This window comes from Cerasibacillus sp. JNUCC 74 (genome assembly GCF_053667775.1).
This window is the reverse complement of sequence record NZ_CM132207.1, coordinates 2,773,951-2,787,845: the sequence shown is the minus strand read 5'-3', so window position 1 is coordinate 2,787,845 and position 13,895 is coordinate 2,773,951. Positions and strand designations below refer to the sequence as shown.

Annotated in this window: 9 protein-coding genes and 1 riboswitch; of the genes, 6 read left to right on the top strand and 3 right to left on the bottom strand. The window is 38.0% G+C overall.

Going from position 1 to position 13,895, the window contains the following annotated elements; genetic code table 11:
• Window positions 1–347 precede the first annotated feature (347 nt).
• Together JNUCC74_RS12415 and JNUCC74_RS12410 are read left to right on the top strand one after the other, a co-directional pair.
• Window positions 348–4,667: a S8 family serine peptidase gene (locus JNUCC74_RS12415; RefSeq protein ID WP_454067894.1), complete on the top strand. Its 4,320-nt coding sequence runs from the start codon at window positions 348–350 to the stop codon at window positions 4,665–4,667.
• Window positions 4,668–5,116: 449 nt separating this feature from the next.
• Window positions 5,117–5,259, top strand: a riboswitch (FMN riboswitch).
• A 170-nt stretch (window positions 5,260–5,429) separates the two neighbouring features.
• Entirely contained in the window at window positions 5,430–6,023 is a 594-nt protein-coding gene (locus JNUCC74_RS12410) for an ECF transporter S component (RefSeq protein ID WP_077317693.1), read from the top strand.
• 352 nt (window positions 6,024–6,375) lie between these two features.
• On the opposite strand, the gene JNUCC74_RS12405 is transcribed toward JNUCC74_RS12410, so the two are convergent.
• The 3 genes from JNUCC74_RS12405 to JNUCC74_RS12395 form a co-directional block, all read right to left on the bottom strand.
• Window positions 6,376–6,729, bottom strand: a complete 354-nt coding sequence (locus JNUCC74_RS12405; protein WP_454065587.1) for a hypothetical protein — start codon at window positions 6,727–6,729, stop codon at window positions 6,376–6,378.
• Between the two features lie 311 nt (window positions 6,730–7,040).
• The gene (locus tag JNUCC74_RS12400; RefSeq protein WP_454065586.1) at window positions 7,041–7,430 is read right to left on the bottom strand and encodes a hotdog fold thioesterase; all 390 of its coding nucleotides are present in this window, start codon (window positions 7,428–7,430) and stop codon (window positions 7,041–7,043) included.
• 14 nt (window positions 7,431–7,444) lie between these two features.
• Complete coding sequence (locus JNUCC74_RS12395; protein WP_454065585.1) at window positions 7,445–8,383, bottom strand: 1,4-dihydroxy-2-naphthoate polyprenyltransferase; 939 nt, start codon at window positions 8,381–8,383, stop codon at window positions 7,445–7,447.
• Window positions 8,384–8,889: 506 nt separating this feature from the next.
• On the opposite strand from JNUCC74_RS12395, the gene JNUCC74_RS12390 reads away from it, so the two are divergent.
• From JNUCC74_RS12390 to menB, 4 genes are read left to right on the top strand one after another with little or no spacing between them, the layout of a single operon-like run.
• Window positions 8,890–10,281, top strand: coding sequence for an isochorismate synthase (locus JNUCC74_RS12390; RefSeq protein WP_454065584.1), 1,392 nt, complete (start codon window positions 8,890–8,892; stop codon window positions 10,279–10,281).
• Window positions 10,278–12,017 carry a 2-succinyl-5-enolpyruvyl-6-hydroxy-3-cyclohexene-1-carboxylic-acid synthase gene (menD, locus tag JNUCC74_RS12385; protein WP_454065583.1) on the top strand — a complete coding sequence of 580 codons (1,740 nt, stop codon included), beginning with the start codon at window positions 10,278–10,280 and terminating at the stop codon, window positions 12,015–12,017. Before JNUCC74_RS12390 ends, menD begins: the two co-directional genes overlap by 4 nt.
• Window positions 12,018–12,019: 2 nt before the next feature.
• Window positions 12,020–12,829 carry a 2-succinyl-6-hydroxy-2,4-cyclohexadiene-1-carboxylate synthase gene (gene menH / locus JNUCC74_RS12380; RefSeq protein WP_454065582.1) on the top strand — a complete coding sequence of 270 codons (810 nt, stop codon included), beginning with the start codon at window positions 12,020–12,022 and terminating at the stop codon, window positions 12,827–12,829.
• Between the two features lie 48 nt (window positions 12,830–12,877).
• Window positions 12,878–13,696, top strand: a complete 819-nt coding sequence (menB, locus tag JNUCC74_RS12375) for a 1,4-dihydroxy-2-naphthoyl-CoA synthase (protein ID WP_454065581.1) — start codon at window positions 12,878–12,880, stop codon at window positions 13,694–13,696.
• Window positions 13,697–13,895 lie beyond the last annotated feature (199 nt).

Here is a 13,895-nt window from a genome sequence, read left to right as displayed (position 1 = left end):
AAAGTCGTTTGAAATAGCCAATTTTCTGAATTTAAAAGGAAAATCGGCTATTTTTTATTTTGAATAAGGGAACCTTTTTATTAACAAAGGCACATGAAATATATTGTAAAAAATGAGACTATTTAATCAATTTAGAAAAATGAGATATTATTCGACTCGCTTCGACACTAATTAGTTGTTTTGATCCTTTATACTTACCCTAACAACAGAGTTAGACATAACGAGTTACCAAAAAAGAGGAGCTAATTTCAAAATTGAAGGGAGGTATAGAGGAAGGATTATAATAGCTCTTCGGTTGTGTTGTAGTAAGGCTTTAAAAAATGAGGGGAGGAATAGTTTTGAAAGCTATGCGAAAGCGACATTCGAAAGTAGTTAGTCTTGCCGCAACGTTCCTAATGACTTTTTCTTTAATAGCACCTGGAATCTCTAGTGCCGAAACCTCTAATAAGTTGCACCAGTCTGTAAGCGATTCCAAACAGATTACTAAAGAGAAAATAAGTAGCGAATTAGCAAAACAGTTTAAAGACGATGACAAAGTCACCTTTCTTGTGAAATTTAAGGAAAAGGCAGATGTGATGAAGGTGGCAAAAGAGGCGAAGAAAAAAGCTGAGAAGGCAAACTTATCTGCACAAAAGATAGAATATTCACAGCGTTCAGCAGTAATCTCTGAATTAAAAACCATGGCCTTAGAATCTCAAATAAATGTAAAAGATTTTGTAACTAGTCAAAAGAAGAAGGGAAATGTAGATGATTTCCGATCGTTCCATATTGTAAACGGGATGTCTGTAACAGCTACAAAAGAAATTGCCGAAAAGATCGCTGGCTTCCCGGAAGTGGAGAAGATTTTACCAAATGAAGAACGGAAGCTATTCGATGTTACCGTTGATAAAAAAGCAAAAAAAATTAAATCTAAAGCAACGAATGTGGAATGGAATATAGAACGAGTTGGAGCTCCTGCGGTTTGGAATATGGGCATTGATGGAACTGGGATTGTTGTTGCTAGTATTGACTCAGGTGTAGAGTGGAACCACCCTGCATTAAAGGAAAAATATCGTGGCTACAATGCAAATACAGGGGATGTAGATCATTCTTATAGCTTTTTTGACGCTACTGCTGGTGCGGAAGAAGCTTATGATGATCATTCTCACGGTACCCATGTTACAGGGACAATGGTCGGTAGTGAGCCAGACGGTTCAAATCAAATTGGAGTAGCCCCTGGAGCAAAATGGATTGCTGCTAAAGGATTGAATGCAGCTGGTTCCGGTTATGATAATTGGCTGTTGGCAGCAGCTGAATGGATGCTTGCACCAAATGGTGACTCAGCCATGGCGCCAGATATTGTTAACAACTCTTGGGGAGGTGGAAAAGGCCTTGATGAGTGGTATCGTGATGTTGTAACCGCTTGGAGAGCTGCTGGTATTTTCCCGGCATTTGCAGCAGGAAATACGACTCTTTTTAATCCGGGTGGACCTGGATCGGTAGCAGTACCGGCAAATTATCCTGAATCATTTGCTATTGGTGCAACAGATGTAAATGATTTATTAGCAAGCTTCTCCCTACAAGGACCATCCCCTTATGATGAGATCAAGCCAGATGTATCAGCACCTGGCGTAAATATTCGTTCAAGTGTACCGGGGAATGGTTATGAGGGTGGATGGAATGGAACATCGATGGCAAGTCCTGCGTTATCAGGAGTAGCTGCACTATTAAAACAGGCAAATGCAAACTTAACCGTTGATGAAATGGAAGAACTTATTATGTCTACGGCTATTCCACGTACTGATGATGAATTTGCAGAATCTCCAAATAACGGATATGGCCATGGATTAGTTAATGCTTATGATTTAGTATCGTCCCTTGTTTCTGGTTTAGGTAAAATAGAAGGACAAGTGACAAAAGAAGGAGAGGATACCGAAGCACCTGTATTTGAACATGAGACAATTACCGAATCTTATGTTGGAATGGATCTTCCCTTAACGATTAAAGTTACAGATAATATTAGTGTAAATACAGTTAAATTAAAGTATCTGAATAAAGATGGAGAAGAGCAAGCAATGGAAGCTGAACGGATTTCCGGAAATTATAAAGAAGGTATTTACCAAGCTACAGTCCCTGGTGAGCAACTCACCGGGGACTCCCTAATGTATAGCTGGCTTATTAATGATTTTGGTAATAATGAGGTTACTAGCGATACGTATGAAGTTAGATTGCTACCAGGTATTACTATTGGATATGAAGATGATTTTGAGTCTCCATCAGTAGGTTGGACAGTCTTTGGCGAAAATAATAGTTGGGAGCGTGGAGTACCTACTTCTGGTCCTGAAGGTGCAGCTTCTGGTGAAAATGTTTATGCGACCAATCTAGCAGGTACGTATGCGAACAGTGCAAATACAACCCTTGTTATGCCGCCAATTGATCTTCCAGAAGAAGGAGAAGCGTATTTACAATTTAATCAATGGCATAATTTAGAAAGAAACTACGATTACGGTCATGTATTTGTTTCTACAGATCAAGAGGAGTGGACACCACTATTGCGGGTAAATAACGTAACAGATGGATGGGAAAACGCAGAAGTAGATTTATCTGACTATAGTGGACAACGTATTTATATTGGTTTTAATTTAGACACCGATGGCAGTGTTACAAGAGATGGTTGGTATATAGATAATGTCGCTTTATCCGATACATCTAATTCCGGTAGTGTTTCGTTAACAAAGAAAGGCTTAGATAGTAGTTTAGATGCAGAAAAGAAAGATAAGAAAGTTACAAAACAAAAAGCTAAAAAAACTGCTGCAAAAGAAAAAGTGGATCCAACCAAAATTAAACCACAAAAGGCAAAGAAAAAGCCAGTATCCGATAAAGACTTGATCAAGCCAACATTATTACCAATGAAAGCACAAGTAAGTGTGTTAGAAAGCGGGCGTTCCGTAACTACAGACCCCGCAACCGGTAATTATTCACTATTACATGCAGCTGGAGATTTTACTGTAAAAGCAGAAGCATATGGATTTGAATCTGCTGAACAGGCTGTAACGATTACTGCTGATGAAACAATAGAAGCTAATTTTACGCTGCAAGAGATGGACAAATATACTGTAAATGGAACCGTAAAAGATAAACAAACAGGTGAGCCAATAGCTAATGCTACACTGCTTTTAGTAGAAGATGCTAATATTAATCCAGTAACTACTGACGAGGAAGGTAATTATTCATTAACTGCATATCGCGGGTCCTACACCTTAAAAATATTAGCTAGTGGCTACCATACCACAGAGGTGGAAGTATCATTAAAAGATGGTGGTGTGACAAAAGAAATAGAGTTAAAGCCATTTTATACAGTTCCAGGCGGGGAGATCGCCTATGATGATGGCACAGCAGAAAATGCCCGTGCTTTCTATGATGCAGGAAACGGCTGGGGAGTAAAGATGACGTTGCCAGAAGGAAAAGAAACGGGAGTGGTTGACGCTGCTGTCTTTAAATTCTGGAACAAAGAATTTCCTTCCCCAGGTGGTACAGCATTTCAAGTAGAAATTTGGGATGCCACAGGTCCTGATGGTACCCCTGGAAACAAGTTAGCTGGCCCGGTTGATGCTGAGGCTATTCGCGATCAAAATGAATGGACGGTTGTGGACTTAAAAGAGCACAGCATTGTAGTCGAGGAAGAGTTCTACGTTGTATATGTTCAAACCGCACCAAATACTGGAGCACCGGGATTAGCGGCAGATGAAAGCAGCCCGAACGCTAATCGCAGTTACCAGTTAGTAGGAGGAGCTTGGTCGAAATCACCTGCTTCAGAAGGAAACTATATGATTCGAGCTCACGTAAATTATGAGGTTGAGAAACCGGTTATTACCTCACCTGCTGATCGAACGATTACAAACAAAAAAGAGGTAACTATAGAAGGAACTGCTTCACCAACAACGAAAGTACAGCTGGTGAACAATGGTGAAGAGGTTGGAACAGCTGATATTAGCGATGATGGTTCATTTGCCATTCCTATTGAATTATCAGAGGGTGAAAATGAGTTAACGGCCGTGTCGTTACTAGACGAAACTTCGACGGGGGAATCAGAACCTATCAATATAACATTGGATATAAGGAAACCAGAGTTAACCATTGATACACCGAGGAAAAATGAAAAATTGAATCGTGAAACATTAACCGTAGAAGGAACAGTATCAGACGATAACCTTAACGTAGTAAAAGTAAACGGTAAAAAAGCAAAAGTGGAGAATGGAAAATATTCCAAACGAATTTTATTAGACAATGGTAAAAATAATATTAAGGTTGTTGCTCATGATTTAGCTGGTAATAAAACAACAAAAAAAATAACTGTAGATGTTGATTTTACTGATCCAGAAATCAACAACTTAACTCCTAGTAAGAATATTACACTGAAAGCAGGAGAGTCAGTGAAAATCGAGTTTGATAGTGAACCGGGTCTTAAAGCAACTTATGTCATTCATATGCCGTTAACAAATTCAGCGATGAATACAACAGAGCTTCCAATGATGGAAACAGAAGAAGGACATTATGTCGGATACTGGACAGCGATTAGTAGCATTATTGCTGAGGGAGCAGTTATTGAAGTTAAAGTAGAAGATGAATATGGCAATAAAGCGAGAAAACAAGCAAAAGGTAAACTGTTTATTAACGTAGCAGAATGACAATTGAAAACGAGGTTGTCTCAAAAAGGATAAAACTATTGACGACAGCCTCGTTGTTATTATCCTATAGGCTAGTATAAAATTTTAGGGTTTATCCCGCATGTAAGGTGTCGTACATTCCTCAATTCTAAAATCTATTATGCATTGTGAACATAAAAAGAAAAATGGCACCTAAATGCCCGATTGGTTCAAGGGCCTTTAGGTCATACCCTTGTGGTACTAACATTTCTTGGGAAAAGCATTCCAAGAAATGAACTTTCACTTTATCCGTTCTAATGTACGAAGAAATTCAAAGTGTATTTTCGACGTACTTTTTGAAAAACCTCTATAAGCAAGTCTTAAAAAATAAACCAAATCTATAGAAGTAAATATTTTAAAAGTGATATAAGCTTTTTAGCTTGCTAAATTAAAAAACCTCATGTAAAATATCAGTAACAATAGTATATCGATTCCATCTTCGGGGCAGGGTGAAATTCCCGACCGACGGTAAGAAGCGTATCTTGCTTTAAGTCCGTGACCCGCAATTGATTTTGCGGCTGATCTGGTGCAAGTCCAGAACCGACAGTTACAGTCTGGATGGGAGAAGATGTCGAGCCGAAATACAGGTACGTGAAAGTGCCTTCCTTTTTCCTATGTTTAATTAAGGTAACCCTAAAGCCCCGATTAGGTGCTTTAGGGTTTTTTTGATAAGAGGGAAGTAGAAAGGCTCTAATCCTTCATCACGAGATTGGAATCGATACAATGATGAAGGGAGAAATAGAAATGCATACGTTAAATAGGCAATCAACGAAGCTTATGAAAATAATTTTGTTAGCTTTATTAGGGACAATTTCGTTATTATTATTTTTTTTAAACTTTCCACTACCGCTATTACCGGCATATTTAAAAATAGATTTTAGCGATGTTCCAGCATTAATGGCTTCATTAATTTTTTCACCTTTAGCTGGTGTGCTTGTAGTAGCAATTAAAAATATTTTGTATTTAACTGTTTCAGGGGCTGCTGATCCTATCGGGGTGTTAGCTAATTTTGTAGCTGGTATTCTGTTCGTGATCCCAGTTTCAGTTTTATACCATAAATTTAAAGGTGTTAAAAGCATCGTTTCTGGATTAGTAACCGGAACAATTATTATGGCTGTAGGAATGAGTGTATTAAACTATTTTGTCTTTTTACCGGCATATGCATGGTTTATGGGGTGGGAGGATATGTCAAGTACAGCCATTAAATGGGTAACGGTTTATGGTGGAATCCTTCCGTTTAATATAATCAAGGGTATTATTGTTGGTTTGTTATTTGTCCCACTATTTATTAAATTACATGGTTGGATAGAAAAACAACAAGTAAAGCTTGTCTCATAGTCTCTAACGTTTCATGTTCATAGAAAGCAGGAGCTCATTAATAAAGTGAGCTCCTGCTTTCTTTTTTTGCACTATAGGAAAGTATAAAACTTTAAGCTTTATCCCGCATGCCGTACTTTCCTCAATTCTAAAATCTATTATGCATTGTGAACATAAAAGAAAAACGGCCACCTAAATGCTCGATTGGTTCAAGGGTCTTTAGGTCATACCCTTGTGGTACTAACATTCCGTGAAAAAAGCATTCCACGGAATGAAGTTTCACTTTATCGTATAAGTAAGACGATGCTTTCAGCATAAAGACTTGGCGACAAGCATGTTTTTCTAATTACTCATTAAGGTGATTCAAGGAATATTATTCTTCTCCTACTAAATTCCGAGCTGTCGGTTGGGCTTCTAGTCGTTCCAAAGAGATTGGTTTCTCTGATTTTTCACTTAACCCGAAAGTCCCATTTTCCATCTTTGTTAAAGCGTCGTCAATCTCTTGGAGTTGTTCTTCCAGCTGTTGGCGCAAACCAGCTTTTTTTTGCTGTTCAAACTGTTCAGTTCCCATATCAGCTGGATGATTGCAGTAATCAGCGAACTTTTGTAGATTTTTATTTGATTCCGAAGTTGTGTTAGCTTCTAGTGCATCCTCTGTTTCTTTTTTCATTTGGAGTAACCGATCTTTAAACTCAGATAGTTTATCTTGACTAAGATATGTTTTCATTTACTAACTCCTCCTGTAAACTATAGCATTATTCCTTTTTAAAGAAGAAGTCAGATAACCATCTAAGGATTGAATTTCTATCGCCAATTAGAACGATGAAATTTTAGATTGGAGTTAATCTGATGCAGTATTATCCCTAAGTAAGGATTCGAGTTTCTTCCCCTTAAAGACGAAATGGTGAGAAACGGCTCCCTAAACCCCGATTGATTTAGATAGACTGGACAAGGAAAGCTTCGCCAGTATTACAAGGCACGCAGAAGAAATTCTTTTTCAAAGACAAGCAAAGCATCGTCAGACACATCACAGGTTTTTTAACTCGTACGCTTAGGTACAATTCCAATGGTACATCGTGAAACACAGATTAGTTGCTCTTGTTCATCGGTAATCTTAATCTCCCAAACCATTGTCGTACGACCTGTATGCAATGGGATAGCAATAGCTGTAACCGTACCGTCTTTTAAACTATGAACATGATTGGCATTAATTTCAATACCAAAAACATTGTGAGTGCTTATGTCAACGTGCAAAGCAGCTCCCATACTTGCTGCTGTTTCAGCTAATGCTACGGAGGCTCCTCCATGCAAATAGCCGAATGGTTGCCGCGTTCTCCCATCAACGGGCATGGTCATAACAACTTTATCCTTGGTCATTAATACTGCTTCTATGCCAAGTGATTCCATTAATGTATTGGAATAGGACATTTTTTTGTCAACTCCTAATTAATTACCATACTTATAAATAACGAAATGCCAAGCAAAATTCCATAAATAGAGTTTGTTTTTCCCGTCGCTGCCATAGCTGGCATCATTTCAATTGGCTGCGTTTTGCCCTTGAATTTATGAATAACATCGACAGCTTTTACAGCCCCAATAAACGTAATTAGGGACCATACCGGAAAAATATTTGTCATGATGAGTAATGCTGTTGCGATGAAAGCAGTTATAAAAATGAGAGCTAAAAAGCCGATTGCCTTTTTTCTACCTAATAAAATTGCTAGTGTTTTACGACCATTCTTTTTGTCATTCTCCAGATCCCGAATATTATTGGAAAGCAGAATGGCACCAATAAATAATGCGATTGGAATGGAAGCTAAAATAACTTCTGTAGTAACCGTTTTTGCTTGAATAAAATAGCTAATGCCGATAATGACAGTACCCATTAAAAAGCCTGAGAATAGTTCTCCCAATGGAGTGTAAGCAATCGGGATAGGTCCACCTGTATATAAATAACCGAAAATCATGCATACTAAACCAATTACGGCAATCCACCAACTTGATTCTGCACTTATATAGACACCAAGTAAAATAGCAATACCAAAAAAGCTTAACGCTAAATTTAGAACTGTCTTAGGCTTTATTCCATCCCGCACGATCGTTCCGCCAATCCCAACAGAATGCTCATTATCCAGTCCTTTAACATAATCATAGTATTCGTTAAACATATTCGTAGCAGCTTGAATGAGCATGGAGGCAACTAGCATCGTGATGAATAGAAGTATATCAATATGGTCTTCTCGAAATGCAAGCATAGATCCAACAAAAACAGGCACAAATGAAGCTGTCAATGTATGAGGACGTAATAATCGCCACCAAATTTGCAGCCCATCTTTTTCATTCAATTTTGCTCTAATATTTACTTTATTTGATGAGTGCATAATATGTTCCCCCCTGTTAATTTCTCCCGGATTAATACGAAATAATATTCTACCTCTAGTAAAGGCATAAAAAAAGATTCATTATACTGTCTGTAAATGCTCTTAAATTAAGTATAGATTTTAGGAAGTGAAATCTTTAATCTCAAACTATAAGCAAGAACTAGCTAAGTTACTACTTGTCAAAGGTTTGAAGGTTATCTGAGTGTGATTTAAACGGCATCCACCCATCCTAGTCCTCCACATGAAGTATATTCACTATTATAGATTTCAAGGTCCACAAAACCTTGTTAAGAACATATCGTGGTTTTTCATGAACGGTGCAACCTTAACCTTTAACTACTCTTTTTCTTAAATAAAATTTTAATTAATAATTAATATCATCTCAATGATATGGAATTTGCTAGGGGGTGTCAACGTTCAAAGATTGATTTTCTTGAGAATCAGCTGAAAAGGGAATAAAATAATAAGGGAGTTTGTCACTGTTAGTTTAACGGAGGTTAATATACATGATTGAAGTACAGGATAGGCAAGTGGAGGAGATTTTACAGGATGCGATTCGTCATATTCCGAAGCAGAAAAATTCTCAGCTTGTTAGTATCACAAAAAAAGTAGAAGCTAAACATCCGGTTCTTTTTTTTGAAGCGGCAGCTCACTTGCAAAAAGACCGGATTTTTTGGACGAGTACAAAGGATGATTTTGCAATAGTTGGGGTTGGTAACGCGTTTGAAATTATTGCAAATGAAGATCGTTTTTATTATACAGAGTCTACATGGAAACAATTACTAAAGAATACTATTATTTCCAATCCATTTCATGCTCCTGGTACAGGTTTAGTATGCCTTGGGGGAATGGACTTTGATCCGGAAAAGCAGCAGACAAGCTTATGGTCAGATTTTCCGGCAATCCATTTTACTGTTCCTGAATATATGTTAACAAAAAACGAAGATGATTATTACTTTACGATAAATATACCAGTTCATCGGGACGATCATGCAGAACAGCTGATAAAAGAGCTTTATCGCACAGAAAAAGTGCTGTTTAACCATGAACAATTACCTAGTCAACAATTGCAAGTACTTAATAAACGCGTCATTGCTCCGAACCAATGGAAGAAAACAGTACAAAAAGCAAAGGAAGAAATTAAAGTCAAACCACTTGAGAAGATTGTACTTGCTAGAGAAATGCGTTTGAAGTTAAATCAAGATGCAAATATAGCTAATTTATTAAAAGATTTATTAGATGCTCAGCCTAATAGTTATATTTTTGCTTTTGAGCAAAATGAAAGCTGCTTTGTGGGAGCTACACCAGAACGACTTGTTAAAGTAGAAAAAAACCATCTTTTATCAACTTGTTTAGCTGGAACGGCGCCAAGAGGCACTACTAAAGCCGAAGATGATAAAATAGCTGACAAGCTGTTACATGATGAAAAGAATAGAGAAGAGCATGAATTTGTTGTGCAGATGATTAAGCAAGGGTTAAAAAAATATTGTACAAATATACATGTTCCAGAAGTACCGGTTGTTTATCCCTTAAGAAATTTACAACATTTGTATACTCCGGTAACCGGTACATTATTAGATGGGCACAGTATTTTTACTGTCGTTAAAGAATTACATCCAACCCCAGCGCTTGGTGGAACCCCTCGTGATCTATCATTAAAATTTATCCGTGATTATGAAATATTAGACAGGGGTTGGTATGGGGCTCCAATCGGCTGGCTAGATAACAATGCGAATGGTGAGTTTGCCGTTGCTATTCGTTCGGCTTTAATTCAACAGGATGAAGCCTCTCTATTTGCAGGCTGTGGTGTGGTAAGAGACTCAGATCCGGAAGCAGAATATGAAGAAACACGTATCAAGTTTTTACCAATGCTTTCAGTATTAGGAGGACAAGCATGAAACATACAGAAGCGTTGACACGTTATACGACTAGCTTTGTCGATGAATTAGCAGCAAATGGATTAACCGATACAGTTATCTCTCCAGGATCAAGATCGACACCATTAGCCATGACTTTTGCAGAACATAGTAAGATTAAAGAATGGATTATTATTGATGAACGATCAGCAGCATTTTTTGCACTTGGTCTTGCTAAAAAAACAAAACGACCAGTTGCGTTAGTTTGTACATCCGGGACAGCTGCTGCCAACTATTTTCCAGCTATTGTAGAAGCTCATTATAGCAGAGTGCCTTTAATCGTTTTAACAGCTGATCGCCCTCATGAATTACGAGATGTTGGTGCACCACAAGCAATTGACCAGATTAAACTATATGGAAATTATGTGAAATGGTTTCATGAAATGGCACTTCCAGAAGGGGACTTGTCCATACTTCAGTACGCAAGAAATAAAGCTGCCAACGCTTTTTGGCTAGCGAAGGAAGGAAATCCTGGTGCGGTTCATTTGAATTTCCCTTTCCGTGAGCCATTAATGGTAGATTTTCAGTTACCTGATTTATGGTCTCGTGATAACACAAGTTCTTCGCTCTCAGCTTATGAAGGAAAAAAACAATTGTCGGGCGAGCAGATGGATCAAATAATAAAAAAATTAACAAACAAGCAAAAGGGATTAATTGTTTGCGGTCCACAGCCTGACTTGACCTTACCAAAAGCTGTGGTAAAGCTTGCACGTAAATGGAGAATTCCTATTTTAGCTGATCCTTTATCGCAAGTCCGTTCGGGAGAGCATATTTCAGATCTAATTATCGAAGGATACGATGCATTCTTACGGAATGAAACGATTCGAAATCAATTAAAACCGGACTTTATTATCCGAATTGGGGCTATGCCTGTATCAAAAGCATATTTATTTTATGTGAAACAGTATCCAGATACGTTACAAATTGTGATTGAAAGTAATCAAGGCTTTCGTGAACCTACAGGAAACAAAACGGAGTTCCTATTTGCAGATGCAACAGCTTGCTGTGAAGCACTTTCGACCATTTCTATCGTTAATGAACTGGATGAAGAATGGTTGAAGCGATGGCAGCAATATAATACCATAGCGAGAAAGTATTTATATAAGAAAACGAGTAATGAAATCATGGAAGGAGAAGTAATTCGTGCCTTATTAGCTGCTGTTCCTAGCAGGAGTACTATTTTTATTGGAAATAGTATGGCAGTTCGTGACTTAGATACGTTCTTTTTAAGTACAAAAAAGCAAATTGAAGTTCTGGCTAACCGTGGAGCAAATGGGATCGATGGGGTAGTCTCGAGCGGTATAGGAGCTGCTGCTGAAGGAGGCAGAGTAACCCTTGTTTTAGGAGATTTATCCTTTTTTCATGATATGAATGGTTTACATGCAGCCATGCATTACCAACTATCATTAACAATTTTATTGATTAATAATAATGGTGGCGGAATTTTTTCCTTTTTATCACAAGCAAATAATTCTAAGCATTTTGAGGCTTTATTTGGTACGCCTTTAAATATTGATTTTCAGCATGTGGTCAGTATGTACGGAGGATATTATTCTCTAGCAAACACGGAAGATGAGGTCAAACAAGAATTGTTAAATAGTTATAACCGTAAAGGATTGACATTTATTGAAGTGAAAACAGATCGAAAAACAAATGTGATTTGGCATCAGAAAAAATGGCAAATGATTGAACAGGAAATTTTAAGGGAGAGTCGTTAATTATGTTTTTTACAATAAACGACTCTCAATATTGGTATGAAATTCATGGGGAAGGAAAACCGTTAGTTTTGTTGCATGGATTTACGGGAAGCAGCAGAACATGGGAAGCATTTTTACCCAAATGGAGAAAGCGTGGCAGCATCATTGCAATTGATTTGCCCGGACATGGACAAACAAGAGCTAAAAATAAGACAATGGAGGCTTGCTGCCAAGACTTGGCGCTCTTGTTTAATCATTTAAACTTGGATAAAGTTCGCTTATTAGGCTATTCCATGGGAGGAAGAACTGCGATTGCCTTTGCAATGAATTATCCGGAAATGGTAGAAGCATTACTATTAGAAAGCACTTCACCTGGGTTAGCAGATTTAGATGAACGTATTCAGCGTAAGCGATCTGATGATACACTTGCTACAAAACTGGAAGACAATGGACTTTCCTGGTTTGTGCCATATTGGGAAAATATTCGGCTATTTGCTACTCAACAGGAACTGCCAACTGTGATTCAAGATCGAGTACGTAACGAACGTCTGAATCAAACAGAGAAAGGCTTAGCTAATTCATTACGGTATATGGGAACGGGAGTACAACCATCTTTTTGGCAATCGTTGAAGCAGTTTCCTCGTCCGGTATTATTAATGGCTGGTGCATTGGATCAAAAGTATTGTCAACTCATGTCCGAAATGCAACAGTTGCTTCCAAATTCCCGTATGGTCATTGTTCCTGAAGCAGGACATGCAATTCACGTGGAGAAACCCGATATTTTTGATAGAATAGTAACTGGATATTTAAAAGAAGAATGTCCTGCACCATAACATTTTCATGTTTCATGTTTTACATATTGTTTAAAGGAGGAAGAAAACATGTCGATACAATGGGAAAAAGTAAGAGATTATCAAGAAATTATTTATGAGAAATATAATGGAATAGCAAAAGTGACGATGAATCGCCCACATAAACGAAATGCATTTACCCCATTAACGGTAAATGAAATGATTGATGCATTTGCAGATGCCCGAGATGATTCGGAAATTGGGGTTATCGTTTTAGCCGGTGCCGGTGATAAAGCATTTTGTTCGGGGGGTGACCAAACGGTTCGTGGTCACGGTGGCTATGTAGGTGATGATCAGATTCCAAGATTAAATGTCTTAGACCTACAACGCTTAATTCGTACGATACCAAAGCCGGTTATTGCAATGGTATCAGGTTATGCAATTGGAGGAGGACATGTTCTTCACGTTGTTTGTGATTTAACTATCGCAGCAGACAATGCTATTTTTGGTCAAACAGGTCCAAAGGTCGGAAGCTTTGACGCTGGGTATGGAGCAGGGTTACTTGCAAGAATGGTAGGTCATAAGCGAGCTCGTGAGATTTGGTATTTATGCCGTCAATATAATGCTCAAGAAGCTTATGAGATGGGGTTAGTAAATACAGTAGTTCCTTTAGAAAAACTGGAGGAAGAAACGATACAATGGTGTAAAGAGATTTTAGAAAAATCACCAACAGCTCTGCGTTTCTTAAAAGCGTCTTTTAATGCAGATACAGATGGCTTAGCAGGCTTACAACAAATGGGTGGAGATGCAACGCTTCTTTACTATACAACGGATGAGGCAAAAGAAGGAAGAGATGCTTTTAAAGAAAAAAGAAGTCCAAACTTTAAAAAATTCCCACGTTTCCCTTAAAATCGTTGTTTTAGAAAGACTTGGCTTGTCGCCAAGTCTTTATGGCGAAAGCTATCGTTTTTCTAATACGATAAAGTGAAACTTCATTCCGTGGAATGCTTTTTACACGGAATGTTAGTACCACAAGGGTATGACCTAAAGGCCCTTGAACCAATCGGGCATTTAGGTGCCGTTTTTCTTTTATGTTCACAATGCATAA

What these genes read in the sequence shown, in the direction of transcription:
- JNUCC74_RS12415 (WP_454067894.1), top strand. Translation starts at nt 348, where the DNA reads ATGCGAAAGCGACATTCGAAAGTAGTTAGTCTTGCCGCAACGTTCCTA.
- JNUCC74_RS12410 (WP_077317693.1), top strand. Translation starts at nt 5,430, where the DNA reads ATGCATACGTTAAATAGGCAATCAACGAAGCTTATGAAAATAATTTTG.
- JNUCC74_RS12405 (WP_454065587.1), bottom strand. Translation starts at nt 6,729, where the DNA reads ATGAAAACATATCTTAGTCAAGATAAACTATCTGAGTTTAAAGATCGG.
- JNUCC74_RS12400 (WP_454065586.1), bottom strand. Translation starts at nt 7,430, where the DNA reads ATGTCCTATTCCAATACATTAATGGAATCACTTGGCATAGAAGCAGTA.
- JNUCC74_RS12395 (WP_454065585.1), bottom strand. Translation starts at nt 8,383, where the DNA reads ATGCACTCATCAAATAAAGTAAATATTAGAGCAAAATTGAATGAAAAA.
- JNUCC74_RS12390 (WP_454065584.1), top strand. Translation starts at nt 8,890, where the DNA reads ATGATTGAAGTACAGGATAGGCAAGTGGAGGAGATTTTACAGGATGCG.
- menD (WP_454065583.1), top strand. Translation starts at nt 10,278, where the DNA reads ATGAAACATACAGAAGCGTTGACACGTTATACGACTAGCTTTGTCGAT.
- menH (WP_454065582.1), top strand. Translation starts at nt 12,020, where the DNA reads ATGTTTTTTACAATAAACGACTCTCAATATTGGTATGAAATTCATGGG.
- menB (WP_454065581.1), top strand. Translation starts at nt 12,878, where the DNA reads ATGTCGATACAATGGGAAAAAGTAAGAGATTATCAAGAAATTATTTAT.